The organism is Methylophilus sp. DW102, assembly GCF_037076555.1.
Lineage (GTDB): Bacteria > Pseudomonadota > Gammaproteobacteria > Burkholderiales > Methylophilaceae > Methylophilus > Methylophilus glucosoxydans.
On the sequence record NZ_AP029023.1, the window covers coordinates 1,815,031 to 1,839,026 of the forward strand.

Annotated in this window: 26 protein-coding genes; 19 read left to right on the plus strand and 7 right to left on the minus strand. The window is 52.1% G+C overall.

The features are described 5' to 3' along the window. Window positions 1-131: 131 nt before the first annotated feature. The 7 genes from AACH41_RS08370 to AACH41_RS08400 all read left to right on the plus strand — a co-directional run bounded on the left by AACH41_RS08370 (window position 132) and on the right by AACH41_RS08400 (window position 6,732). Window positions 132-1,148, plus strand: coding sequence for a MoxR family ATPase (locus AACH41_RS08370; protein WP_313987919.1), 1,017 nt, complete (start codon window positions 132-134; stop codon window positions 1,146-1,148). Between the two features lie 42 nt (window positions 1,149-1,190). After that, window positions 1,191-2,048, plus strand: coding sequence for a DUF58 domain-containing protein (locus AACH41_RS08375; protein ID WP_194747837.1), 858 nt, complete (start codon window positions 1,191-1,193; stop codon window positions 2,046-2,048). A gap of 12 nt (window positions 2,049-2,060) precedes the next feature. After that, complete coding sequence (locus tag AACH41_RS08380; protein ID WP_338654420.1) at window positions 2,061-3,041, plus strand: hypothetical protein; 981 nt, start codon at window positions 2,061-2,063, stop codon at window positions 3,039-3,041. Continuing rightward, window positions 3,041-4,027: a vWA domain-containing protein gene (locus tag AACH41_RS08385; RefSeq protein WP_194747841.1), complete on the plus strand. Its 987-nt coding sequence runs from the start codon at window positions 3,041-3,043 to the stop codon at window positions 4,025-4,027. Before AACH41_RS08380 ends, AACH41_RS08385 begins: the two co-directional genes overlap by 1 nt. Beyond that, on the plus strand, window positions 4,012-4,551 hold the full coding sequence (locus AACH41_RS08390; protein ID WP_194747843.1) for a hypothetical protein: 540 nt from the start codon (window positions 4,012-4,014) through the stop codon (window positions 4,549-4,551). The genes AACH41_RS08385 and AACH41_RS08390 overlap by 16 nt, the downstream gene beginning before the upstream one ends. 51 nt (window positions 4,552-4,602) lie before the next feature. Beyond that, complete coding sequence (locus AACH41_RS08395; RefSeq protein WP_194747845.1) at window positions 4,603-5,634, plus strand: vWA domain-containing protein; 1,032 nt, start codon at window positions 4,603-4,605, stop codon at window positions 5,632-5,634. A gap of 63 nt (window positions 5,635-5,697) precedes the next feature. Next, the gene (locus AACH41_RS08400; protein ID WP_275355525.1) at window positions 5,698-6,732 is read left to right on the plus strand and encodes a VWA domain-containing protein; all 1,035 of its coding nucleotides are present in this window, start codon (window positions 5,698-5,700) and stop codon (window positions 6,730-6,732) included. Between the two features lie 11 nt (window positions 6,733-6,743). Here the strand turns inward: AACH41_RS08400 and AACH41_RS08405 are convergent, their stop codons facing one another. Beyond that, the gene (locus AACH41_RS08405) at window positions 6,744-7,208 is read right to left on the minus strand and encodes a hypothetical protein (RefSeq protein WP_338654425.1); all 465 of its coding nucleotides are present in this window, start codon (window positions 7,206-7,208) and stop codon (window positions 6,744-6,746) included. Window positions 7,209-7,265: 57 nt separating this feature from the next. Between AACH41_RS08405 and AACH41_RS08410 the strand changes: the two genes are divergently transcribed. After that, window positions 7,266-8,273 (plus strand): folate-binding protein, encoded by a 1,008-nt coding sequence (locus AACH41_RS08410; protein WP_338654428.1) that lies wholly within the window; start codon window positions 7,266-7,268, stop codon window positions 8,271-8,273. Between the two features lie 47 nt (window positions 8,274-8,320). Here the strand turns inward: AACH41_RS08410 and ftsB are convergent, their stop codons facing one another. The 4 genes from ftsB to AACH41_RS08430 are packed head-to-tail and all read right to left on the minus strand — an operon-like array spanning window position 8,321 to window position 12,493. Beyond that, window positions 8,321-8,677 (minus strand): cell division protein FtsB, encoded by a 357-nt coding sequence (gene ftsB / locus AACH41_RS08415; protein ID WP_338654430.1) that lies wholly within the window; start codon window positions 8,675-8,677, stop codon window positions 8,321-8,323. A gap of 16 nt (window positions 8,678-8,693) precedes the next feature. Next, entirely contained in the window at window positions 8,694-9,980 is a 1,287-nt protein-coding gene (eno, locus tag AACH41_RS08420) for a phosphopyruvate hydratase (RefSeq protein WP_194747853.1), read from the minus strand. A gap of 28 nt (window positions 9,981-10,008) precedes the next feature. Next, window positions 10,009-10,848, minus strand: a complete 840-nt coding sequence (gene kdsA, locus AACH41_RS08425) for a 3-deoxy-8-phosphooctulonate synthase (protein WP_194747855.1) — start codon at window positions 10,846-10,848, stop codon at window positions 10,009-10,011. A gap of 10 nt (window positions 10,849-10,858) precedes the next feature. After that, complete coding sequence (locus AACH41_RS08430) at window positions 10,859-12,493, minus strand: CTP synthase (RefSeq protein WP_194747857.1); 1,635 nt, start codon at window positions 12,491-12,493, stop codon at window positions 10,859-10,861. A gap of 131 nt (window positions 12,494-12,624) precedes the next feature. Here AACH41_RS08430 and AACH41_RS08435 point away from each other — a divergent pair, with 131 nt between their 5' ends. After that, window positions 12,625-13,467 carry an NAD(P)H-hydrate dehydratase gene (locus AACH41_RS08435; RefSeq protein ID WP_338654432.1) on the plus strand — a complete coding sequence of 281 codons (843 nt, stop codon included), beginning with the start codon at window positions 12,625-12,627 and terminating at the stop codon, window positions 13,465-13,467. 52 nt (window positions 13,468-13,519) lie between these two features. On the opposite strand, the gene smpB is transcribed toward AACH41_RS08435, so the two are convergent. Next, the gene (smpB, locus tag AACH41_RS08440) at window positions 13,520-13,972 is read right to left on the minus strand and encodes an SsrA-binding protein SmpB (RefSeq protein WP_194747859.1); all 453 of its coding nucleotides are present in this window, start codon (window positions 13,970-13,972) and stop codon (window positions 13,520-13,522) included. 70 nt (window positions 13,973-14,042) lie between these two features. On the opposite strand from smpB, the gene AACH41_RS08445 reads away from it, so the two are divergent. Together AACH41_RS08445 and AACH41_RS08450 are read left to right on the plus strand one after the other, a co-directional pair. After that, window positions 14,043-14,477 carry a type II toxin-antitoxin system RatA family toxin gene (locus AACH41_RS08445; RefSeq protein WP_194747861.1) on the plus strand — a complete coding sequence of 145 codons (435 nt, stop codon included), beginning with the start codon at window positions 14,043-14,045 and terminating at the stop codon, window positions 14,475-14,477. Then, window positions 14,477-14,827, plus strand: a complete 351-nt coding sequence (locus AACH41_RS08450) for an RnfH family protein (protein ID WP_338654436.1) — start codon at window positions 14,477-14,479, stop codon at window positions 14,825-14,827. The genes AACH41_RS08445 and AACH41_RS08450 overlap by 1 nt, the downstream gene beginning before the upstream one ends. A gap of 67 nt (window positions 14,828-14,894) precedes the next feature. Here the strand turns inward: AACH41_RS08450 and AACH41_RS08455 are convergent, their stop codons facing one another. Beyond that, window positions 14,895-15,362: a DUF4124 domain-containing protein gene (locus AACH41_RS08455; protein WP_275355541.1), complete on the minus strand. Its 468-nt coding sequence runs from the start codon at window positions 15,360-15,362 to the stop codon at window positions 14,895-14,897. Window positions 15,363-15,521: 159 nt separating this feature from the next. On the opposite strand from AACH41_RS08455, the gene guaB reads away from it, so the two are divergent. The 8 genes from guaB (at window position 15,522) to AACH41_RS08495 (ending at window position 23,981) form a co-directional block, all read left to right on the plus strand. Further along, window positions 15,522-16,982, plus strand: a complete 1,461-nt coding sequence (gene guaB, locus AACH41_RS08460) for an IMP dehydrogenase (RefSeq protein ID WP_194747867.1) — start codon at window positions 15,522-15,524, stop codon at window positions 16,980-16,982. A 116-nt stretch (window positions 16,983-17,098) separates the two neighbouring features. Beyond that, a complete protein-coding gene (guaA, locus tag AACH41_RS08465; RefSeq protein WP_338654437.1) occupies window positions 17,099-18,706 on the plus strand; it encodes a glutamine-hydrolyzing GMP synthase in 1,608 nt (535 codons plus the stop codon). A gap of 41 nt (window positions 18,707-18,747) precedes the next feature. Further along, window positions 18,748-19,767, plus strand: coding sequence for a tryptophan--tRNA ligase (trpS, locus tag AACH41_RS08470; protein ID WP_338654440.1), 1,020 nt, complete (start codon window positions 18,748-18,750; stop codon window positions 19,765-19,767). Between the two features lie 26 nt (window positions 19,768-19,793). Next, window positions 19,794-20,291 carry a GreA/GreB family elongation factor gene (locus tag AACH41_RS08475; protein ID WP_338654442.1) on the plus strand — a complete coding sequence of 166 codons (498 nt, stop codon included), beginning with the start codon at window positions 19,794-19,796 and terminating at the stop codon, window positions 20,289-20,291. 7 nt (window positions 20,292-20,298) lie between these two features. Continuing rightward, window positions 20,299-20,901, plus strand: a complete 603-nt coding sequence (locus tag AACH41_RS08480; RefSeq protein ID WP_338654443.1) for a nitroreductase family protein — start codon at window positions 20,299-20,301, stop codon at window positions 20,899-20,901. Window positions 20,902-20,959: 58 nt separating this feature from the next. After that, on the plus strand, window positions 20,960-22,555 hold the full coding sequence (locus tag AACH41_RS08485) for an ABC-F family ATPase (protein ID WP_194747877.1): 1,596 nt from the start codon (window positions 20,960-20,962) through the stop codon (window positions 22,553-22,555). A 113-nt stretch (window positions 22,556-22,668) separates the two neighbouring features. After that, window positions 22,669-23,130 (plus strand): Spy/CpxP family protein refolding chaperone, encoded by a 462-nt coding sequence (locus tag AACH41_RS08490; protein WP_275355547.1) that lies wholly within the window; start codon window positions 22,669-22,671, stop codon window positions 23,128-23,130. 83 nt (window positions 23,131-23,213) lie between these two features. Then, the gene (locus AACH41_RS08495; protein WP_194747880.1) at window positions 23,214-23,981 is read left to right on the plus strand and encodes a response regulator transcription factor; all 768 of its coding nucleotides are present in this window, start codon (window positions 23,214-23,216) and stop codon (window positions 23,979-23,981) included. Window positions 23,982-23,996 lie beyond the last annotated feature (15 nt).

The window sequence follows — 23,996 nt, forward strand, 5'->3', positions numbered from 1 at the left end:
AATTTTACATATTAAAAACCGGCTGTCTGACGGGGTTTAAAAAAGGATTCGTGAATTTTTCACCCCGTTGAAGTTACAATTTAGTTACAATCAGAATCACTTAATACATTCAAATCATCAGGAAATCAGGCATGCAAGAACAACAACTCAACGATTGGCGTACCCATGCGCTCACACTCGAGTCAGAAGTCAACAAAGTGGTCGTCGGTCAGGAAACCCCGGTACGCCTGATTACCACGGCCGTGTTTGCGCGTGGCCATGTGCTGCTGGAAGGTGATGTGGGCGTCGGCAAAACCACCTTGCTGCGCGCATTCACCCGTGGCATTGGCGGTGGCTACCAGCGAATTGAAGGCACCATCGACCTGATGCCGAATGATTTGGTGTATCACACTTATTTGGGCGAAGATGGTAAACCTCATGTCAGCCCCGGTCCGCTGCTGATGTCAGGCCAGGACTTGTCGATCTTCTTCTTTAACGAGATCAACCGCGCGCGGCCACAAGTGCACTCCCTCATGTTGCGCGTGATGGCGGAACGGACACTGACCGCGTTTAACAAGGAACATTATTTCCCGCACATGCTGGTGTTTGCTGACCGCAACCAGGTGGAGCGCGAAGAAACCTTTGATATTCCTTCAGCAGCGCGCGATCGTTTCATGATGGAAATTCCAATCGTGGTGCCGCCTGCACACGACATTATGGAATCCCTGATTTTTGATACCCGCTTTCATGATGTAGACCAACTGATTTCAAATGTGCCAGCCGACATCCTCCAGTTTGACCAGCTAAACAGTTTTGCCAAGGTAATCCAGGAAAACATTCAGGCCAGCCCTGCCCTGCGCAAATATGCACTTGACCTGTGGCTGGCCACCAAAGATCCGGTTGCCTATGGCGTCAAGGTCTCCAACGTAGACATGAAGCGCCTGGTACTGAGTGGCGCCAGCCCGCGCGGGATGGGTATGCTGCTGCGTGCCGCCCGCGTCAATGCCTGGCTCAATAACCGCGCTGCAGTGATACCGGAAGATATCCATGCAGTGTTCCATGAAACCATTGCCCACCGCCTGGTCTTTAGCCCGGTCTACGAAATGCGCCGGACTGAAATCGCCCGCGAATTGCTGTCTGGTATCGTTCACGCAATCGCTGCCCCTTAACGGATGGTGTACGAATTCACAAATAACGAGTGCTGAAAAGTGATGCAGACAATTAAGGAATTCAGCTACCACATCGGCTGGCGTTCGCGCGCACGTCGCCCTGGCCGCCACAAGAGCAATCAGCGTGGCATGGGGATGGAGTTTCGCGGTCATACCACGCTGCTGTCCTATCCTGACCCGCGCCGGATTGACATCCGCCAAACCATACGTGACCCCATGGAGCAGGTGTATGTGCGTATCTTTAACCAGAAAAGCGCCACGCCTGTGTTTGTCCTGTGTGATATGTCTGGCTCCATGCAATACGGCACACCGCATACCAAACTGGTGACTGCGGCTGAAATCACCCGCTCGGTCGCCCAATCGGCTTGCCGCAATACGGATCCTGTTGGCTTTATCGGCTTTGATGATGATTTGCATGACGCGTGGCTGTCTACGTTGTCTTCACGGCCACACAGCATGTTTGACCTGGCTGACCGCCTTGAAAACCATTTACCCAATGAGGTCGGTGCCGCCGCCCTGCTGGAAAGCGTCAGGTTGTTACCACGCGAGCGATCCCTGATTTTCATGGTGTCCGATTTCCATATGCCGCTGGAACAACTGGAAGCCGCGCTGGTGCTCATGCTTCGTCATCATATTGTGCCAGTCGTGTTATGGAATAGCACTGAATACAAGCAGTTGCCGGAATTTGGCATCACCAGTATCAATGACCCTGAAACCGGCGAGCGGCGCACGCTGTTTTTACGTGCCTCCTACCGTCAACGCATCCTGGAAGCGTTCGCGGCCCGTCGCCAGGCCATTGAAGATATTTTTATGAGATTTGATATGCAGCCCTTTTTTGTGGAAGACCAATTCGATGCCGATTTACTGACCGAATACTTCCATCAATACGTGCCTGCCTGAGGAAAGCGACCCATGAAAGCGCGCCACAATCTTTTATCTTTAGTGTTAGCGGCCAGCCTGTTGTCTGCCTCACTCAACAGTGTTGCCGATGTAATTTTGCCATCCGTTGACAATAAATTTGTCAGTGTCCAGGAAATCAACCCGACCCGCGATGCCGGCTTTTTCGTCGGTGACAAGCTGCAACGGACCATGATCCTGACCGTCAAGCAACCTTACGAATTGATCAAGGAGTCGCTGCCGATTGTCGGTTATGAGCACCGTTACCGCGGCCAGGTTTCTGGCATTGAATTGACGGCGATTGACATGGAGGAAGCCCATGAGCGACAGCAGACCGTGTATACGATACACCTAGAATATCAGGTCTTCAAATCTGGTCGCGTGGTCAAGCCCGCCATCCTCAGAGGCGAAATCGTCAAGCTACGCCAGCAAGGCAGTCAGGACATCAAGCAATTCCGCATGCCCTCGTTTAACTTCAGGACCTCACCACTGTCCGTGTATGGCGAAGTCAACCTGAAGAATGAAATGAGCCCGTTTGTCGCCCCCTTGAAACTGCATGCCGACAAAGAATGGCTGGCGCTAAAGGTGGCGACTGGTGTGCTGGCCGTCTGTTTGCTGGGCTTAGTCTATATTTTGGCGGCCAATACCTGGTTACCGCGTATGGGTGGTGCTTTTGCCAAGGCCTACCGCAAGCTTGGCAAACTGCCGGACGACGCGCAAGGTCTGCAACAGGCCATTTCCACCGTACATGAAGCCTTGCATCAGGTGGCGGGGCACAGCGTATTTGGTAATGGTATCGAGCATTTCTTGCAGCAAAAACCTGGTTTTACCCCTGCCAGGCCAGAAATTGAACGTTTTTTTGCCTTGTCTCGCCAAGTATTTTTTGACGCCAGCACCCCGCTGGAGCTGGGCATCCCACCACGTGAATGGCTGAAAAAATTCTGTAGGCACATGCGCGACTGCGAACGCGGCTTGAAGCCAGAGGTACATGCATAATGGCTTTTACCCATCCGTGGCTGTTGTGGGCACTCCCCTTGGCGCTATTACCATTATTGCTAGATCGTTCCCATAGTAAACATTACTCCTGGGTGAGCCTGTTGCCACCGGACCCGCTGTCCAAAACCATCGGTTTTTTACTCAAGGTCTTGGCCGTCATTAGCATCGTCTTCATTATTTTGGGTCTGGCCGGCCCACATAGTCTGGAGCAACAGGTGGAGCGTACCGGCATAGGTGCGCAGATCGGCCTGGTGCTGGACCGCAGCGCGAGTATGGACGACCCGTTTGCCGGAGACAAAGATGGCAATGTTGGTGAAACCAAATCGGTCGCAGCCGCACGTATCATGACCAAATTTGTGCAAAGCCGCCAAAACGACATGATGGGTCTGATTACCTTTAGTAACTCAGCCATGTATGTGTTACCCCTGACTGAAAATAAAGAAGCGATTTTGTCTGCCATTCAGGCGACTGCCGGCAACTCGCTGTTTCAAACCAATATTGGCGGCGGTTTGACCAGTGCGGTTGAATTGTTCAAGGATATGCCGGACTCCGGCTCTCGCGTGATTATCCTGATTTCTGATGGTGCAGGACGCGTCAGTGACATGGTGCAACAGAAGCTGCGTGACTGGCTGCAACGCTATAACATCGGCTTGTACTGGATTGTATTGCGCCAGCCAGGTGGCATTACCATCTTCGATCCCAAATATACGGCCAGTGGCTACGACGGCCCCATGCCAACCGAAGTGTTGCTGTATCAGTTCTTCCAGACGCTGCGTACCCCGTTTAGCGCCTATGAAGCCGCAGATCCCAAGTCACTGGAAGCGGCGATTGCCGATATCAACAGCAAAGAAAAAAAACCGATTCAATATCTGGAAAAAATCCCCGGCCATGATTACACCAATGTGTGTTACTGGGTGGCTTTCGTCATGATTGCACTCTTGCTGGCGGTTAAATATTTGGAGATTCATACATGGCGCTCAGCGTAAATAAACTTGTGATTGGACTGGTCGTTGTTGCGGTCTTGGCCGCGGGCACCATCGCCTACAGCTGGCAACGTATCAAGCAAGTCGAAGCCTTTAATCAGGCCGTGGCGACAGCTAAAAGTCCACAAACGGACCAGCAAAGTTTCGAAGCCAAGTATGCAGTCGCCTACTGGTTAGGCAAAAATGAGCGTTACAAGGAGTCCACACTTTTGTTTACCAAGCTCATCGAACAAGCCAATGCCAGTCAGCGCGCGGCCATTCTGCACAATGTGGGTAATATGTTTTTCATGCGTGCAATCCAAATGACGGGCGGCAATGACAACAGCACACGTGATGAGATTGAATACCTGTTGTCGCAAGCGGCCACCTCTTATAAATCAGCGCTCAAAGCAGATAACAGCAACTGGGGCACACGCCGCAACTATGACCGCGTTCTTGGCTTGCTGCCAGAAAAACCCACGCCAGGTGTAGGCGAATCTGACAATCCCGGGTTGATCATGGGCAACATTCCCAACGGATTGCCATAACAGGCGGCGATTTTCTCTGGCTCTGGATCTGAACATATTGACTGGCATGGCATGAAAATCTGGCTAAGACACTTTATCAAACATCGCGACACGGCGCTGCTCGCCTTGGCACTGCTCTTTCTGCTGGGAGCAATTTTACGACCCAGCATCCCGTTTAAACATAATATCTATGCCTATTTTCTGGTTGCAGATATTTCGCAAAGCATGAATGCAGAGGACATGATGCTGCATGGCAAAAAAGTCACGCGCATGGCCTATATGCAAAACATGATGCATGAAGTGGTGGCTTCATTGCCATGTGGCACCAAAGTCAGCATCGGCATGTTTGCAGGTAACTCGGTCGCCGCCATGTATGCACCCATTGAGGTATGCCGTAATTTTGCCGCAATCCAGGACACCATTGCCCATCTGGACTGGCGTATGGCGTGGTCAGGTAACAGCCGGGTGCGTGAAAGCCTGTTTGTGACCGCGAAAGTGGTGCGTGCCATGCCTGAGCCGGCGCAAGTGCTGTATTTTACCGATGGCGAAGAAGCCCCTAAACTGCACGCCTTCAACACCAAAAACCTCGATGAATTTCAAGGCGGTGATGACTGGCTGTTTGTTGGCATCGGTACCGATGAAGGCGTGGCGATTCCCAAGCTGAGCCAGGATAATCAGGTCATTGGCTACTGGTCTAATGAAAGTTTTGCCATGCAGCCTGGTATCGCACAGATCTCCGAAAGCACTTTGGGCGTGCGCGACGATAACGTCGCATTTGGTGACCATGACCGCTATGTCTCCAAACTGGCCAGCGAATATCTGGAAAACCTGACCAAAGAAATTGGCGCAAAATTCATCAAAGGTGACAGCACCTATACCGTCCTCAAAGCCATGAAGGAGCAAAAACCGGCCCGCCGCGATATTGCTCCCTTACCATTGGATTGGCTACTGGCCAGCCTAGCAGGCTTATGTATACTCGCGACCTATGCGAGCCATCACCCTTGGCGGCAAATCAAGCAGAATCTGCATCTTTACCGTCGTGAGATTCAATCCAGATTTTTTGTAAAAAGCGAGGCCGTCGCCCACGACAACCATTTTCAATAACCGTTAACGCCTCGCCCCTCTGACATCCTAGGCCAGCGATGCAGGCAAACAGAAGACCTGACCATGCACAAAAAATGGCTACCCTTTTGCCTGAAACATCGCGACACCCTGCTGCTAGGCATTGCCCTGATGCTTTTACTCGGGGCGGCCTTGCGGCCTTCAATACCGATTAAGCGGAATATCCATACTTACCTGCTGATAGCAGATATCACGCAAAGTATGAATGTGGTCGATATGTCGCTCGATCATGCCCCTGCCAGCCGTCTCGATTACACCAAACGCATGATGCATGACATCATCGCCCAACTGCCCTGTCAGACCCGCATCAGTATCGGCCTGTTTGCAGGCGATGCGGTAGCCGCCCTTTATACGCCCCTGCATGTCTGCAAACACTTTTCAGCTATACAGCAGACCATAGACCATCTCGATTGGCGCATGGCCTGGACCGGCAACAGTCAGTTACGCCAAAGCGTGCCGATGGCAGCAAAACTATTGCGGCAAATGCCTGAGGCAACCAAAGCCGTCATTTTTACTGATGGCGATGAAGCGCCCCTGTTGCATGCCTTTAACACGCGTAACCTCAAAGACTTTCAGGGCTCGGACGACTTTTACTTTGTCGGCGTCGGGACAGACCAAGGGGCTGGCATTCCCAAGCTGACAGAAAACAATCAGATGATAGGCTACTGGTCGAATGAAAGCTTCGCCGTCCAGCCTAATATCGCGCAGGTCACCGCCAGTAAAAGCAGTGGACGTGATGACAGCGTGGCTGTCTCGGACTATGACCGCTATATTTCCAGACGGGCGTCGGCCTATTTGAAAAAACTGTCTGAAGAAATTGGCGCGCAATACCTGGATGGCGATGACCCCCACCATGTATTGCAACATATCCAAAAACACAGCTCGCCACGTTATGAAATTGTGGCATACCCGATAGACTGGATACTCGCCACCTTGTCTGCGGTATGCATCGTCAGCGCCTATCTCAACCAGGACTCCAAACGACAGCTCACGCATACACTACGCAAACGATTTACCAAGTTGAGGCAGACGCGCTTGTTTAAAGCTAGACACGATGTCGCACACGACAATCACTTTTAAGCATGGGCCATTCAAGCCTGTCCCCAACGCAACCAGACGCGCAAAGCCGTCAAGCTTGCCCTGTCGGCCTGGTCAGGGAGCACTAGCATACGCTGCGTGCGCAAGATGGGTTCAGTTGCTGCCTCATGCAGCGGTTGCAGCTGCATATGCAAGACCAGGCACCACGGATGCACAACGCTATCAGGGAGCACGCTGACCTGATAGACCTGTCCCGTGCGGTTCACGACAGTCATCTGCCCATACACATCCACACGCAGTCTCTGGATACTGTGTTTCCCAAAAGTTGCCGCCAGTTGCGTCCAGTGCCAGCCACTTGCCAGTCCATAGACAGCCGTTGCACTCAACGCCCAGACAAACGCTAATTTCCACCACAGGCAGGCCATCACCAGCATTGAAAATAAGCACCACCAGCCCCATAAAAGATATGATGGTCGTAAGCGCAGATCAATTTCAGTTGATAAAATAGCTTTTTTCATTGCATGAACCAGGGCAAAGCCGCGCAAGCGACTCTGGCCCAGAAGGAAAACCGAGTTATGTCCAATCCAGCCACCGCATGGCAAACGTTTTTAATCTCGCAAGGGGCGCACTTCAATTCACAAGGTGAAGCCAGCTTTCCCATAGAAAAGGCCTCTGCGCAACTATTTGACCTGTCGGGCAATGGCCTGATCGCCATCAGCGGTGCAGACAGCCAGACCTTTTTGCAGGGCCAGGTCACCAATGATATTAAACTGCTCGCCCAAGGTGCGCAATTCAATGGTTATTGCACGCCCAAAGGCCGCTTGCTGGCGCTGTTCTACACCTTTACTGTTGAGGATGTCATTTACTTGCAATGTCCGCGTGCCTTGGTGCCAGACCTGGTGAAACGCTTGCGCATGTATGTGCTCCGCAGCAAGGTGGTGGTAGAGGATGCCAGTGAGCGCCTGTACAGCCTGGGATTGGCGAGTGATGCGCTTGCGAGCACATTGACTGGCCTGCCCGCGGATCCGCATCAACTGGCCCAAACCGAGCTGGGGACGCTGATCCGCCTCGCTGACGCTGGCACACAACAACGCGCCCAGCTGATTGTCGCTGCCGACAAGGCTGAAACCGTTTGGCAATCGCTGCGCGCGACCTTCACCCCAAGCAGCACGGCTCACTGGGAAGCGCTTGAAATTCAGGCGGGGATTCCGCAAGTTTACCCAGCCACTAAAGAACAGTTTGTCCCACAAATGGTCAATCTGGATGCATTAAATGGCATCAACTTTAAGAAAGGCTGCTATACCGGCCAGGAGATCGTTGCCCGCACGCACTATCTGGGCAAGGTCAAGCGCCGCACATTGCTGGCACAGCTGCCTAAAACCGCCCAAGTACCACTGGCAGGCGACACCTTGCAGGATGCCCAGACACAAGACGCGGGTCAACTGGTGCGCGTTGCGCCCGATGCCTTGAGTGGCGGCTGGTGGGTATTGGCAGAATGCCGACTGGAAGCCAAAGAGGCCGGAGAGATTCTCTGGCAAGGTCAGCCCTTGCTGTTTAAAGAATTACCGTATCCCTTGCCCTAATGTACAGGGTCAATAAAAATAAAAAAGGCGCTTGTGAAGCGCCTTTTTTATTGGGACGGTTGCGCCGGGATCACAGGCGCTGCATCTGTTGGCTTGGCAGCAGCATCGGTATGGCTCTTGCTGGCTGAAGATTTGTTCTGAATCACCTGAAAAAATACTTCGTCCTGCTTCACCAGGCCCAGCTCACTGCGTGCCCGCTCTTCAATCGCAGATTGACCCTGCTTGAGATCGCGCACTTCAGCGCGCAGGGTTTCATTGCGTTGCCGATAATAATCGTTACGCTTTTGGTGCGCCTCAATCTGCTGTGAATATTGCCATACGCGCAACCAACTGCCCTTGCCCAGCCACAACGGATATTGCAGCAGGGCAATCAGGACCACTAATACAACTGTCAGTTTACGCACCGTGGCCCAAAATCAGTTATTTGAACAACTGATAGAAAGCAGACAAGCCAGCGTAGCTGGTAGCATCGCCCAACTCTTCTTCAATACGCAGCAACTGGTTGTACTTGGCAACGCGCTCTGAACGGCACAGGGAACCCGTCTTGATTTGCAAGGCATTGGTCGCCACAGAGATGTCGGCAATCGTGGTATCTTCGGTTTCGCCAGAGCGGTGTGACACTACGGCCGTGTAGTTGGCACGTTTTGCCATCTCGATAGTCTGGAAAGTTTCAGTCAAGGTACCAATCTGGTTGACTTTGATCAGCACAGAGTTGGCCACGCCTTTCTGGATGCCTTCACGCAGGATTTTTGGGTTGGTCACAAACAGGTCATCGCCGACCAACTGTGTGGATTTACCCAAGCGTTGTGTCAACAGGTCCCAGCCCTCCCAGTCAAACTCGCTCATACCATCTTCAATGGTGATGATAGGATACTTGTCGGCCAAGGTAGCCAGGTAGTCACAGAACTGGGCAGAGGTCAGTGCAGCGCCTTCTGACTCGAGGTGGTATTTACCATCACGATAGAATTCGGTACTGGCGCAATCCAGGCCCAGGTAAATATCTTTGCCTGGCTCATAGCCAGCTGCTTCGATGGACTCCATGATCAACTGCAAGGCAGACTCGTTGGAAGGCAAGTTGGGTGCAAAACCACCTTCATCGCCCACGGTTGTCGCCAAGCCTTTGGCATGAAGGGTTTTCTTCAGTGCATGGAACACTTCTGCACCCGCACGCAAGGCTTCACGGAAACTTGGCAAGCCCGCTGGCACAATCATGAATTCCTGAATATCCACAGAGTTATCTGCGTGTGCACCACCGTTGATGATGTTCATCATAGGCGTTGGCAATTGCATGAACGCAGAACCACCCAGGTAACGATACAGTGGCAAACCGCTTTCTTCAGCCGCCGCACGTGCACAGGCCATGGACACGCCCAAAATCGCATTTGCACCCAGACGGTCTTTGTTCTCGGTACCATCCAGCTCAATCAGCGTCTTGTCGATAAAACTTTGCTCTTCAGCATCCAGGCCAATGATCGCTTCGGTAATTTCCGTGTTGACGTTCTCAATCGCGTTCAATACGCCTTTGCCCAGGTAACGGCTTTTATCGCCATCCCGCAGTTCCACGGCTTCTTTGGTACCGGTAGATGCGCCTGAAGGCACTGCCGCACGACCAATCACCCCGCTTTCCAGCAAAACGTCGACTTCAACCGTCGGGTTGCCACGGGAATCCATAATCTCGCGGGCGATAATATCTACAATAGCGCTCATGATTTATCCTTATCTAAGATGAAAAAAATTATAGGGTTTGTTCTGCGAAACCGGCTTTTTTGACCAGCTTGTCGAGATCGACCAGCAAGTGCAGCAAGTCCTCCATTTTGCCCAAGGGCCAGGCGTTCGGGCCATCAGACAAAGCTTGGCTCGGGTCAGGATGCGTTTCCATAAAGACGCCGGCAATACCACTTGCCACTGCTGCACGTGCCAACACCGGCACAAACTCACGCTGACCGCCACTCTTCTCGCCCTGCCCGCCTGGTTGCTGGACAGAATGGGTGGCATCAAATACCACTGGACACTGTGTTTCACGCATAATCGCCAAACCACGCATGTCAGAAACCAGCGTGTTATAGCCAAACGAAGCACCGCGTTCGCAAACCATAATATTGTCGGCACCACCGTTGGCTTCTTTAGCCTTGTTGACCACTTGTTTCATGTCACCAGGGGCTAAAAACTGGCCTTTTTTGATATTGACCGGCTTGCCAGACTGGGCACAAGCGACGATAAAGTCGGTCTGACGGCACAGAAAAGCCGGGGTTTGCAACACATCCACCACCGCGGCCACATGAGGCACCTGTTCTTCGGTATGCACGTCGGTCAAGATCGGTACACCGATCTGGGCACGCACTTCGTCCAGAATTTTCAGGCCCTCTTCCATGCCAAAACCACGGAAAGTCTTGGTCGAACTACGGTTGGCTTTGTCGTAAGAAGATTTATAAATAAATGGCACCCCCACGCGGGCAGCCATCTCTTTTAACTGGCCAGCCGTATCAATTGCCATTTGTTTGGATTCAATGACGCAAGGGCCAGCGATCAGAAACAGAGGATGTTCGAGACCGACGTCAAAACCACATAATTTCATTCAACATTCCTTATTTTTTGGATGCTTTTTGTGCCAGCGCAGCCTGCACATAGGCTTTAAACAATGGATGACCCGCACGCGGGTTAGACGTAAACTCGGGGTGGAACTGGCACGCGACAAACCACGGATGCACAGACTGTGGCAACTCAATCATTTCACACAATTCTTCACGCGGCGTGCGTGCAGAAATGACCAGACCAGCGTCTTTCAACTGGTCCACATAGTGGTTGTTGACTTCATAGCGGTGACGGTGACGCTCATTAACTTCGCTGCCGTAAATGCTGGCGGCCAACGTGTTCGGCACAATCGGACAGCTTTGCGCACCCAGACGCATGGTGCCACCGAGATCGGAGTGTTCATCACGCTTCTCGATCTTGCCGGAAGCATCTTGCCACTCGTCAATCAGACCAATCAATTTATGCTCGGTGCCAGGGTTAAATTCAGTGCTGTTCGCATCCTTAAGCCCTGCGACATTACGCGCATACTCAATCACGGCCAATTGCATGCCCAGGCAGATACCCAGGTAAGGCACTTTGTTTTCACGCGCATACCGAATAGCCGCAATCTTGCCTTCGGTACCACGTACGCCAAAGCCGCCAGGAATCAGGATCGCATCCATGCCTTTGAGACTATCGGTGCCACTTTTCTCAATGTCTTCGCTATCGATGTAGTGAATCTTGACCTTGGACTCGGTGTGAATACCGGCGTGTATTAGCGCTTCGGTCAGCGACTTGTATGACTCGGTCAAATCGACATACTTACCGACAAATGCGATATCGACAATCTCTTTGGGATTGGCTTGCGCGTGAGTAATTTTTTGCCAGGCAGACAAATCCGCTGCTTTGGCAAGAATATTCAGTTTGTGGCAAACAATCTCATCCAGCATTTGCGCGTGCAACAGGCCGGGGATTTTATAAATCGAATCGCTATCAATGGCACTAATCACCGCCTCAAAAGCCACATTGGTGAACAAAGCAATCTTGCGTTTTTCGTCTTCAGGGATTTCACGCTCGGCGCGGCACATCAAAATATCCGGCTGAATACCGATTTCGCGCAATTCTTTCACCGAGTGCTGGGTGGGTTTGGTTTTCAGCTCACCTGCGGTTGGAATCCATGGCAACAGGGTCAGATGGATATAACAGGCGTTGTTTCTGCCTTCTTCAATCCCCATCTGACGAATCGCTTCCAGAAACGGCAAGGACTCAATATCGCCGACTGTACCGCCCACTTCGACAATCGCCACATCCGCGCCTTCAGCACCACGTTTCACGTGTGCCTTGATTTCATCGGTAATATGTGGAATGACCTGTACGGTTTTACCCAGATATTCGCCACGGCGTTCTTTCTTGATCACCGTTTCGTAAATCTGGCCAGTAGTGAAGTTGTTACGCTTGGACATCTTGCTGCTGATAAAGCGCTCGTAATGACCAAGATCGAGATCGGTTTCCGCGCCGTCGTCGGTCACAAACACTTCGCCGTGCTGAAATGGCGACATGGTGCCGGGGTCAACGTTGATATAGGGATCAAGTTTCAGCATGGTCACTTTAATGCCACGCGATTCGAGAATGGCGCCGAGGCTGGCGGCCGCGATACCTTTTCCAAGAGAAGAAACAACACCGCCGGTTACGAATACATATTTGGTCATGGATCAGGTACTTTGAGATTGTTACAGACGGGAGAACATTTTACCGTAAAGCCCCCTCTCCCACAATGAAAGTCAGGCATTAAATCTGGCAGCGACTCGCCAAGGCCTGCGCTTACGCATACAATTCAATCATGTATGACGCTCAAACAAACGCTCCAGCCCTGTGGCAACCATTATTGCCGCAACCGCATGCGCAAAGCCATAAATATAGCCGCGGCTATGTACTGATCCAGGGTGGCTACCCGGTCACTGGCGCAGCCCGCCTCGCGGCAATGGCGGCTGCCAGATGCGGGGCAGGCATGACGGCGATTGCAGCCCCAGAAGTCGCACTACCAATTTATGCCAGCACGCTATTGAGCGTCATGGTGAAGCCCTATGCGCATGCCGCAGAATTACAGACACTGCTTGAAGACACCCGCGTGAGTTGCTATTTAATTGGCCCCGGCGCAGGTCTCTCACAAGACATCAGACTCACCACCCTTGCCATGTTAGCCACAGGCAAACCGGTGGTGATCGATGCCGACGCCCTGACGACCTTTGCCGGTCAGGCGGATACCCTCAAGCAAGTAATACGTGCAAGTTGCGTGCTCACCCCGCATGAAGGCGAGTTCAAAAGCGTTTTTGGAATGAGTGCGGCGCATGATAGACCCACCCGTATCACACAAGTAATGACGGCGGCACAAACCTGCGGGGCGATTGTTTTACTCAAAGGCGCCGACACTATTATTGCCACGCCGGAAGGCCGGGTGTTAATCAACGAACAGGCACCGCCGACCTTGGCGACTGCAGGCGCTGGCGATGTGCTGGCGGGCATGATTGCCAGTCTGTTGGCACAAGGCATGCCCGCATTCGAAGCATGTGCGGCGGCCACCTGGATGCATGCGCAAGCCGCGCGTTTATTTGGAGTGGGATTGATTGCAGAAGATTTGCCAGGGATGATTCCGGCCGTGTTGCAGGCGCTTTTAAAAACTTAACCCTTTTTCAAAGATTCGTCTTTTGCTAAGCGCTCTTGATTTCGCGTCACTTTTAACGCTTCATCTTGTTTTTCATCAGCGCATTTTGCTCGCGCTTCCAGTCGCGCTCTTTTTCAGCATCACGCTTATCGTGTTGTTTTTTACCTTTAGCCAACCCAATTTGCACTTTTACCCGTCCGCGGGTGAAATGCATGTCCAGCGGCACCAAGGTGTACCCTGCACGCTCGACCTTACCGATCAATTTGTCGATCTCTTCGCGGTGCAGCAGCAATTTGCGTGTACGGATCGCATCGGGACGCACATGGGTGGATGCCGAGCCTAGCGGCGTAATGTGGCAACCGATCAGGTACAACTCCCCACGCATGACCACCACGTAGGATTCCTTGAGGTTGGTACGGTTATCGCGTATCGCCTTGACTTCCCAGCCCTCGAGCACGAGGCCGGCTTCGTACTTTTCTTCAATAAAATAGTCAAAAAACGCTTTTTTGTTTTGCGCGATAGTCATAACGCTGCTGTGCGGGCTTAAATCACTTAAAATAGCATTTTAACTCAAAACCGACTTTCGTTCTGACGCAATGGCTCAAGTAGAAAAAACCGTGCTGGTCATGCATTCGTGTGAAGCGATGTTTCAATTGGTTGATGCCGTTGAAACCTATGCTGACTTTTTACCCTGGTGTGGCGGTAGCCAAGTCATCGAGCGCACGGATACCGTAACCCAGGCCACCATCCACATCCGTTACCACGGCATACAGCAGCACTTTACAACACGCAACCACAAACAGTTCCCTCACCGCATGGAAATCACGCTGGTGGATGGCCCGTTCAAACAACTGAGTGGACACTGGCACTTTATAAGACTGCGTGAAGATGCCTGCAAAATTGAATTCAAGCTTGAATATGTCTTTGCCAACGGCCTGATTGAACGCATGATTGCGCCGGTGTTCAGCCATATTGCCAACACCTTCGTCGACAGCTTCGTCAAACAGGCTGGCAAGCTCCAACTCAAGTAATGACCAAACCGGTCACGCCAGCCATGCCTGAAGAACTCACCGGGATGCTCAATATAGAAGTGGTCTATGCGCTGCCAACGTCGCAAACGCTGATCACACTCGTGGTGCCGCCAGGCACCACGGCAATCGCGGCCGTGCGACAGTCGGGCATTCTGGAACAACACCAGATGACCGCAAGCAAAGAATTACCCTTAGGCATTTTTGGCAAAAAAGTCAGCCACGACAGGCCACTAAAAGCGATGGACAGGGTAGAAATTTATCGCCCGCTGATTGCGAACGCCAAAGAAATGCGCCGTCAGCGTGCCACTAAACAGAAAACAGCCACGGCCAAGCGGGCCAATTCCCGTTAATTACGTATTGCACCATTCAGCGCACTGACAAAACTACAGGCTTTCTGATCAACACCATCAAGATGCATTACTCGGGTGGACAATTTTCGTCGATTTCTTGCTGCGCGGCTGCCAGCCCCTGACGAATTTGCTCATCTGACAGATATTCGCGCTGACCATTCTCGTTCACATTCTGCATGCGGCCGCCCACGGCATAGTTGCGATAGTTACTTCTGGCTGCTGCACAATTTTGGGCTTTTTGACGCGCTTCCATCGCCTTGAGCGCTTCAGCTTCTGGGGACGCATTCTGCCCGGCTGAGTTCTCGGGCATTTTCTGTTTGGCCGGATTCATTTGCTCGCGCGAATAGGCGTCGGATCGCGTCAGTGGCGTATCCGCTGGCACCGTCGTCGCCTTGATTTTTTGCGTGGATGGACCGGCGACAGGAGGCGTATCCGAATAATTCATAATGCCTTTTTCATCGCGCCATTTATAAATCTCGGCAGCCGCCTGCATGGCCCAGCACAAGCCCAACATCAACATCCATCTCAACGTCATTCTCATTTGATAAACCCACACTTGCTTAGAAAAAGGTTAAGTAAAGGCCTCATGCACAAACCATGCCAGACATCAGCAAACAGAACTGCAAAAACGCAAAACGCTTTGTCAAGGCAAAGTGAAATCGGTATAATTATATTTTGGAGATAAGGAATTCACATGCGTTTGTTGCAACAAGCTCTTACCTTTGATGACGTTTTACTCGTTCCCGCACATTCGAATGTGATGCCGCGCGAGGTCAATCTCAGCACCAAGCTTACCAAGAGCATCACCTTAAATATTCCCCTGCTATCTGCTGCGATGGACACGGTCACTGAAGCACGCATGGCCATTGCATTGGCGCAACTGGGCGGCATGGGCATCATACACAAAAACATGTCGGTAGAGATGCAAGCTTCTCGCGTCTCCCGCGTAAAACGCTTCGAGTCCGGCGTCGTCATTGACCCGGTCACCATCCACCCGGCCATGAGTGTGCGCGAGGTGATGAATATCACCCAACAGCAAAAAATTTCAGGCTTGCCTGTGTTGCAAGATGGCAAGGTGGTCGGCATTGTTACCAACCGTGACCTGCGCTTTGAAACCAATCTCGATCAAGCCGTCAGCAATGTGATGACCCCGCAAGACCGTCTGGTCACCGTGCGTGAAGGCGCCAGTCGCGAAGAAATCATGGGCTTGCTGCATAAACACCGTCTTGAGCGCTTGCTGGTTATTGGTGAAAACTACGAGCTCAAAGGCTTGATTACCGTTAAAGACATTCAAAAATCGTCAGATCACCCCCTGGCCTGTAAAGATGAAAAAGGCCGCTTGCGCGTCGGCGCGGCAGTGGGCGTGGGTGACGGCACTGAAGAACGCATTGCCGCACTGGTTGAAGCCGGTGTCGATGCCATTGTGGTAGATACCGCGCATGGTCACTCACAAGGCGTACTGGATCGCGTCAAATGGGCTAAAACCCACTATCCAAAACTGCAAGTGATTGGTGGCAATATTGCCACGGCAGAAGCCGCGCTGGCCTTGGTGGATCATGGCGCTGACTGTGTCAAAGTGGGCATCGGTCCTGGCTCTATCTGCACCACTCGTATCGTAGCTGGCGTCGGCGTGCCGCAAATCACAGCCATCAGCAATGTGGCTAAAGCCCTCGAAAAATCAGGCGTGCCATTTATTGCAGACGGCGGCATTCGCTTCTCTGGCGATATTTCCAAAGCCATTGCTGCAGGCGCGTACAACGTCATGCTGGGCGGGATGTTTGCAGGTACTGAAGAAGCGCCTGGCGAAGTAGAGTTGTACCAAGGTCGCTCTTACAAATCCTACCGCGGCATGGGCTCGATAGGCGCCATGCAAAAAGGCTCTTCTGACCGCTACTTCCAGGACAGCACGGCCAACGCCGACAAGCTGGTGCCTGAAGGCATCGAAGGCCGCGTCCCTTATAAAGGCAGTGTCGTTGCCGTGATCCATCAGTTGATGGGCGGCTTGCGTGCCTCCATGGGTTATGTGGGCTGCGCTTCTATTGAAGAAATGCGTAACAAGGCAGAGTTTGTGCAAATCACCAGTGCCGGTATGCGCGAGTCGCATGTGCATGATGTGCAGATTACCAAAGAAGCACCGAATTACCGTATTGATTAACCCTTATTAATAAACGCGAATTCATCCATTTAATCAAAGCCACAGAGGACACAGAGATCACAGAGAAATGACTTCTCTAAGACTCTGTGTCCTCTGTGCACTCTGTGGCTAAACAAATGTCTCATTCAAAAATCCTGATTCTAGATTTCGGCTCCCAGGTCACCCAACTGATTGCACGCCGTGTACGCGAAGCGCATGTCTACTGCGAAATTCATCCTTGTGATGTGTCCGATGAATTTGTCCGCAATTTCGGTGCTGACGGCATCATTTTGTCTGGCAGCCACGCCAGCGTTTACGAAGAAGAAACTGACAAGGCCCCACAAGCCGTGTTTGAACAAGGCGTACCTGTGCTGGGCATTTGCTACGGCATGCAAACCATGGCGCAGCAGTTAGGCGGCAAGGTTGAGGCAGGTGCAAAACGCGAATTTGGCTACGCCCAAGTGCGTGCACGTGGCCACTCTGCCCTGTTTCGCGACATTCAGGATGCCACCAACGCTGAAGGCCACGGCCTGATCGACGTCTGGATGAGCCACGGCGACAAGGTCACCGAACTGCCTGACGGTTTCAAAGTGATCGCCAGCAACGACACCACGCCCATCGCCGCCATGGCTGACGAAAGCCGCAAGTTTTACGCGGTGCAATTTCACCCTGAAGTCACCCACACCAAGCAAGGCCAGGCCATGCTTGAGCGCTTTGTACTGGATATCTGCGCGGCCAAGGCAGACTGGATCATGGGTGACTATATCGCCGAAGCCGTTGCAAAAATCAAGGCACAAGTTGGCGATGAAGAAGTCATTCTCGGCTTATCAGGAGGCGTAGACTCCTCCGTGGCAGCCGCACTGATACACCGTGCCATTGGCGACCAACTCACCTGCGTCTTTGTCGATCACGGCCTGCTGCGTCTGAATGAAGGCGATATGGTGATGGACATGTTTGCTGGTCGTCTGCATGCCAAAGTCATCCGCGTGGATGCCTCTGCACAATTCATGGGTAAACTGGCTGGCGTCAGTGACCCGGAGGCCAAGCGCAAGATCATAGGCGCAGAATTCGTTGAAGTGTTTAAGGCCGAAGCCGCCAAGCTCAAGGCCAGCGGTGCCGGTCACAAAGGCGCCACCTTCCTGGCACAAGGCACCATTTACCCGGATGTGATTGAATCGGGCGGCGCCAAGTCCAAAAAAGCGGTCACCATCAAGAGTCACCACAATGTCGGTGGTTTGCCAGAACAATTAGGCCTTAAGCTGCTGGAGCCATTGCGTGACCTGTTCAAGGATGAAGTGCGTGAACTGGGCGTCGCGCTGGGCTTACCTCGCGACATGGTCTACCGCCACCCTTTCCCTGGCCCTGGCTTGGGCGTGCGCATTCTGGGTGAGGTCAAACAGGAATATGCCTTGTTACTGCAACGTGCAGATGCCATCTTCATTGAAGAATTACGTAATACCGTAGATGCCACCAGCGGCAAAACCTGGTACGACCTCACCAGCCAGGCCTTTACCGTGTTCCTGCCGGTCAAGTCTGTTGGCGTAATGGGCGATGGCCGCACTTATGATTATGTGGTGGCATTACGCGCCGTGATCACCAGCGACTTTATGACCGCACATTGGGCGGAATTACCCTATAGCCTGCTGGGCAAAGTGTCTAACCGCATCATTAATGAAGTGCGCGGCATTAACCGCGTGGTTTATGATATTTCCGGCAAACCTCCCGCAACCATTGAGTGGGAATAAGCTTTAAACACTATTCTGACGGCCTACACTGAGAACAAAAAATGAGCACTAAATCCATCATCCTTACTGGTGATCGCCCGACTGGCCCGCTGCATTTGGGCCATTTTGTCGGCAGTTTGCGCAACCGCGTCAAATACCAACATGAATACAAACAGTATGTGATGTTGGCCGACGCGCAAGCGCTGACCGACAATATGGATGATATTGATAAGGTGCATCGCAACGTGGTGGAAGTCGCGCTGGATTATCTGGCAGTCGGTATAGACCCCAAGCTGTCGACCATATTTATCCAGTCGCAAGTGCCTGAACTGACTGAGCTGGCGTTTTACTACCTCAACCTGGTGACTGTGGCCCGTTTGGAGCGCAATCCGACGGTGAAAGAAGAGATACGTCTGCGTGATTTTGAGCGCGACATTCCTGCCGGTTTCCTCACCTACCCAGTCAGTCAGGCAGCCGATATTACGGCCTTTAAAGCGACGCTGGTGCCAGTGGGCGAAGACCAGATTCCCATGATCGAGCAAACCAATGAAATCGTGCGCCGCTTTAATCGCACCTATAAAAACATTCAAACCAAGCAAGAGATCCTGGTTGAAACTAAAGCGCTGGTGCCTGAGCTCGGCCGCTTGCCTGGCATTGATGGCAAAGCCAAGATGAGCAAATCCCTGGGTAATGTGATAAATCTGGGTGCAAGCGCAGACGAAGTCACCAAAGCCGTCAAGCGCGTCTACACCGACCCCTTGCATTTGAAGATTGAAGATCCTGGCCATGTAGAGGGCAATATTGCCTTTACCTATCTGGATGCGTTTGACCCGGATAAAGCGGCGGTCGCCGAGTTAAAAGCACACTACACACGCGGTGGACTGGCAGACAGCATTGTAAAAAAACGCCTGGAAGCCGTATTGCAGGAAATGCTGGAACCCATTCGTAGCCGCCGGGCCGAACTGGCCAATGACAAAGGCTACATTTTGCAGTTGCTGCGCGAAGGTACCGAGCAAGCGCGTGAAGTCGCCGCTCAAACCATGAGCGAAGTGCGCGCGGCGCTGGGCCTGAATTACTTTTAAATGACGCAGGCATCCACACCTCACCTATGAGCCGGGGCTTTGTCAAAGAAGACGATCTGGAACTGGCGGGCACCGATTTACCGGAACGCCCCATCAGTGCGCATGTCAATTACGTCACGCCTGCAGGCTTGCAACAATTGCAGCAGGCAGTGAAAGCGCTGGAAGCTGACCGCTTGCACTATAGTGCGCGCAAGGAAGATCCCAACGCGCAACAGAAGCTGGCCGAGATAGACCGCGACCTGCGCTACTTTGTCGCACGGCTGGAAACCGCACAACTGGTGGATCCCGTCCAACAGCCGCAACATACGGTGCTCTTCGGCGCGACCGTGACCGTAGAAGACGAACTGGGGACGCAACAGGCTTACCAGATTGTTGGAGAAGACGAGGCAGACATTGCGCAGCACAAAGTCAGCTATGTTTCGCCCGTGGCCAAAGCCCTGCTCGGCCGTAAAGTCGGTGACACCACGGTCTGGCAACGGCCTGCGGGTCCCTTGTCACTGGATATTTTAGACATTAAATACTGAAAACACGATGAACGTTTCCCAAGCAATTGAACAACGCCGCTCTATTAAAGCCTACGACCCTGCACACCGCATGACAGAGGCAGAAATCCAGCAACTCTTGTCGCTGGCCATGCTCGCCCCGACCGCTTTTAACATCCAGCACTGGCGTTTTGTGGTCGTGACTGACCCGGTGTTACGTCATCAGATCCGCGCGGTGAGCTGGAACCAGGCACAAGTCACCGATGCCTCATTGCTGATTATCCTGACTGCGGATTTAAAGGCCTGGGAAAAAGACCCTGCCCGCTACTGGGTCAACGCGCCACAGCCGGTTAGTGACTACCTGGTCAAGGCCATTCACGGCTATTACACTGATCAACCTCTGGCACAACGCGATGAAGGCATGCGTTCTTGCGGTATGGCAGCCATGACCTTGATGCTGGCCGCCAAAGAAATGGGCTATGACACCTGCCCGATGGATGGTTTTGATTTTGAGGCTGTGTCCAAATTAATCAACTTGCCTGAAGATCATGTCCCCGTGATGTTTGTCGTGGTAGGAAAAGCCCTCGAAGCAGCCAAGCCACGTGGTGGCCAATTGGCCATGGATGAAGTCGTCATTTATAACCGTTTTTAGCAAAATTACGATGCCTGAAGCAGGCGCACCTTTTTAATTATTGATTGAGAGTTCTTGCATGTTAGTTGCGAACAATATCACCATGCAGTTTGGCTCCAAGCCACTGTTTGAAAATGTTTCCGTCAAATTTGGTGATGGCAACCGTTATGGTCTGATTGGCGCCAATGGCTGTGGTAAATCCACGTTTATGAAGATCCTGGCCGGGGTGCTGGAGCCTACCAGTGGCAACGTCAGCCTGGACCCGAACGAACGCATGGCCTTTTTGAAGCAGGACCAATTTGCCTATGAAGACCAGCGCGTGCTGGACGTGGTCATGATGGGTCACGAGCAAATGTGGAAAGCCATGCAAGAGCGTGACGCGATTTACGCCAACCTCGAAGCCACCGAGGACGACTACATGCGTGCCGCCGAACTGGAAGGCGTGTTTGCAGAGTATGACGGCTATACTGCCGAAGCACGTGCTGGCGAATTGCTGTTAGGCGTAGGCATTCCCCTGGAGCAACATAATGGCCCGATGAGCGCCGTAGCCCCAGGCTGGAAGTTGCGTGTGCTGCTGGTACAAGCCCTGTTTGCAAATCCAGATGTGTTATTGCTGGACGAACCGACCAACAACCTGGACATCAACACCATCCGCTGGCTGGAAGATGTGGTCAATAATCGTGACTGCACCATGGTCATTATTTCGCACGACCGCCACTTTTTAAATCAGGTCTGTACCCATACCTGTGATATGGATTACGGCAAGATTACCTCTTATCCAGGTAACTATGATGATTACATGGAAGCCAGCATTGCCGCACGTAATCAGCAAGCCAAGGACAATGCCAAGGCCAAACAGCAGATTGCAGACTTGCAGGACTTTGTCCGTCGCTTCTCTGCTAATGCGTCTAAAGCCAAGCAGGCAACCAGCCGCGCCAAACAGATTGATAAAATCAAGGTCGAAGAGTTTAAACCCTCTAGCCGCCAGTATCCGTTTATTCGCTTTGAATTTGACGACAAAGAGAAACTGCACCGCAATGCCGTCGAGCTCAAGAAACTCGGCCATGGCTTTGACAAACCCTTGTTTAACAACGTGGAATTGATCTTCGAAGCAGGTGAAAAAGTCGCCATCATTGGTGAAAACGGCATTGGTAAAACCACCTTTTTGCGTTGCCTGGCCGGGGATTTGCAGCCCAAGCATGGCGAAGTTAAATGGGCAGAAAAAGCCAAGCTGGGCTATTTTGCGCAAGACCATGAATACGAGTTTGCAGAAGGTGAAGACTTGTTTGAATGGATGACCAAGCAACGCCAGCAAGGCGATGATGACAACACCGTGCGCAGCATGCTGGGCCGTTTGCTGTTCCCGACCGAAGCCACTAAAAAATCAGTCAAAGTGCTGTCCGGGGGTGAAAAAGGCCGCATGCTTTACGGCAAACTAATGCTGGCGAAAACCAATGTTTTGCTGATGGACGAACCGACTAACCATATGGACATGGAGTCGATTGAAGCGCTGAATACGGCACTGGACAAATACAAGGGCACCTTATTTTTTGTCAGCCATGACCGTGAATTTGTCAGCTCGATTGCCACCCGTATTATCGAAATCAAGACGGATGGCATTGTCGACTTTACCGGCAACTATGAAGACTATTTAGCCAGCCAGGGGATTGCCTAAAAACTGACGATACATTCCGTTACACAGCTGACCACCCCTGACAAACACCCGATACAATCGGGTGTTTTAATATCATCATTGCAAATTCGCAATGGTGATTGAAAGGAACCATCATGAAACTGAACAAACTGGTATTCGCGGGGCTTTTGGTGTTGGTGTGCGGAACTGCCTTTGCCGAGCATGGCCATGATTGCGGTAAAGGCAAATTTGACCCTGCCAACTGGCAAGCACAGCGCCTGGAGCACTTTGAACAGCATCAGGAAAAATTGCATACCATTTTGCAACTGACAAGCGCACAGGAAAATGCCTGGAAAACCTATCAGGCACAGATCAAACCGCAAGACAAGGAACATCCGGACTTTGCAGAGTTAAGCAAACTGAATACCTTGCAACGCCTGGACAAAATGGAAGCCTGGGATAAAGCGCGTGACGCACGTCAGGCTGAACGTGCCAAAGCCATCCGTACATTTTACGCCCAGCTGAATGATGCACAGAAGAAAGCATTTGATGAAAATGCCTTACCGCAACATCCGCATCATGCCAATGCGCATCACGAAAAACCTGTGCGTGAATAATCTCAACGCGTTTCATAGACTCACCGGCCACAATGGCCGGTTTTTGTGCTCAAATACTCCCCTTGCAAGTCCGAGACACTTTTATGACTGACGGCCATCCTGATACCCATGTGCTTGTCGTTGATGACGACGATGCCATCCGTGATTTATTGTGCGACTTTTTGCAGGATAATCAACTCAGCACACAACAAGCCAGCAATCATGCACAAATGTGGCAAGCGTTGCAGCAGCGCATGCCTGATGTCATTATCCTCGACATCAACATGCCGCAGCGGAGTGGTATTGAGCTCTGCCGTGAACTGCGCGAGTCCGGCAAATATCATCTCCTGCCCATCATCATGCTCACAGCCAGAACCAGCTCTCTGGATACCATCATGGGCCTGGAAACCGGGGCAGATGACTACGTGGCCAAACCGTTTGAGCCGCTGGAACTGCTGTCGCGTATCCGTAGCGTGGTCAGACGGTCGCGCATGATGCTGGAGAGCGCAGGCAAACCCGATCACGAATGGCAGACCGATCACGCTCTTTTGCGTTTCATTGAGTTTAACGAATGGACTCTGGATATTCAAAACCGTACCCTGGTAGACAGCCAGCATACGCGCATTCCCCTCTCCAATGCCGAATTCAAGTTCTTGCGTTTCATGCTCCTGCATGCCAACCGCACCTTGAGCCGTGATCAGCTCATGGAAGAAATGCATGGACGGGAGGCGGGTCCATTTGACCGGTCAATAGACTTACAAATCAGTAGATTAAGACAGAAACTTGAAGTGGATACTAAGAATCCATCCATGATCAAAACGCTACGCAACGAAGGCTATTTACTCACCGCCGAAGTGCGTTACATTAAATAATGTGTGACATTCAAT

Coding starts and splice junctions, on each gene's coding strand:
- AACH41_RS08370 (WP_313987919.1), top strand. CDS start 132: ATGCAAGAACAACAACTCAACGATTGGCGTACCCATGCGCTCACACTC.
- AACH41_RS08375 (WP_194747837.1), top strand. CDS start 1,191: ATGCAGACAATTAAGGAATTCAGCTACCACATCGGCTGGCGTTCGCGC.
- AACH41_RS08380 (WP_338654420.1), top strand. CDS start 2,061: ATGAAAGCGCGCCACAATCTTTTATCTTTAGTGTTAGCGGCCAGCCTG.
- AACH41_RS08385 (WP_194747841.1), top strand. CDS start 3,041: ATGGCTTTTACCCATCCGTGGCTGTTGTGGGCACTCCCCTTGGCGCTA.
- AACH41_RS08390 (WP_194747843.1), top strand. CDS start 4,012: ATGGCGCTCAGCGTAAATAAACTTGTGATTGGACTGGTCGTTGTTGCG.
- AACH41_RS08395 (WP_194747845.1), top strand. CDS start 4,603: ATGAAAATCTGGCTAAGACACTTTATCAAACATCGCGACACGGCGCTG.
- AACH41_RS08400 (WP_275355525.1), top strand. CDS start 5,698: ATGCACAAAAAATGGCTACCCTTTTGCCTGAAACATCGCGACACCCTG.
- AACH41_RS08405 (WP_338654425.1), bottom strand. CDS start 7,208: ATGAAAAAAGCTATTTTATCAACTGAAATTGATCTGCGCTTACGACCA.
- AACH41_RS08410 (WP_338654428.1), top strand. CDS start 7,266: ATGTCCAATCCAGCCACCGCATGGCAAACGTTTTTAATCTCGCAAGGG.
- eno (WP_194747853.1), bottom strand. CDS start 9,980: ATGAGCGCTATTGTAGATATTATCGCCCGCGAGATTATGGATTCCCGT.
- kdsA (WP_194747855.1), bottom strand. CDS start 10,848: ATGAAATTATGTGGTTTTGACGTCGGTCTCGAACATCCTCTGTTTCTG.
- AACH41_RS08430 (WP_194747857.1), bottom strand. CDS start 12,493: ATGACCAAATATGTATTCGTAACCGGCGGTGTTGTTTCTTCTCTTGGA.
- AACH41_RS08435 (WP_338654432.1), top strand. CDS start 12,625: ATGTATGACGCTCAAACAAACGCTCCAGCCCTGTGGCAACCATTATTG.
- smpB (WP_194747859.1), bottom strand. CDS start 13,972: ATGACTATCGCGCAAAACAAAAAAGCGTTTTTTGACTATTTTATTGAA.
- AACH41_RS08445 (WP_194747861.1), top strand. CDS start 14,043: ATGGCTCAAGTAGAAAAAACCGTGCTGGTCATGCATTCGTGTGAAGCG.
- AACH41_RS08450 (WP_338654436.1), top strand. CDS start 14,477: ATGACCAAACCGGTCACGCCAGCCATGCCTGAAGAACTCACCGGGATG.
- AACH41_RS08455 (WP_275355541.1), bottom strand. CDS start 15,362: ATGACGTTGAGATGGATGTTGATGTTGGGCTTGTGCTGGGCCATGCAG.
- guaB (WP_194747867.1), top strand. CDS start 15,522: ATGCGTTTGTTGCAACAAGCTCTTACCTTTGATGACGTTTTACTCGTT.
- guaA (WP_338654437.1), top strand. CDS start 17,099: ATGTCTCATTCAAAAATCCTGATTCTAGATTTCGGCTCCCAGGTCACC.
- trpS (WP_338654440.1), top strand. CDS start 18,748: ATGAGCACTAAATCCATCATCCTTACTGGTGATCGCCCGACTGGCCCG.
- AACH41_RS08475 (WP_338654442.1), top strand. CDS start 19,794: ATGAGCCGGGGCTTTGTCAAAGAAGACGATCTGGAACTGGCGGGCACC.
- AACH41_RS08480 (WP_338654443.1), top strand. CDS start 20,299: ATGAACGTTTCCCAAGCAATTGAACAACGCCGCTCTATTAAAGCCTAC.
- AACH41_RS08485 (WP_194747877.1), top strand. CDS start 20,960: ATGTTAGTTGCGAACAATATCACCATGCAGTTTGGCTCCAAGCCACTG.
- AACH41_RS08490 (WP_275355547.1), top strand. CDS start 22,669: ATGAAACTGAACAAACTGGTATTCGCGGGGCTTTTGGTGTTGGTGTGC.
- AACH41_RS08495 (WP_194747880.1), top strand. CDS start 23,214: ATGACTGACGGCCATCCTGATACCCATGTGCTTGTCGTTGATGACGAC.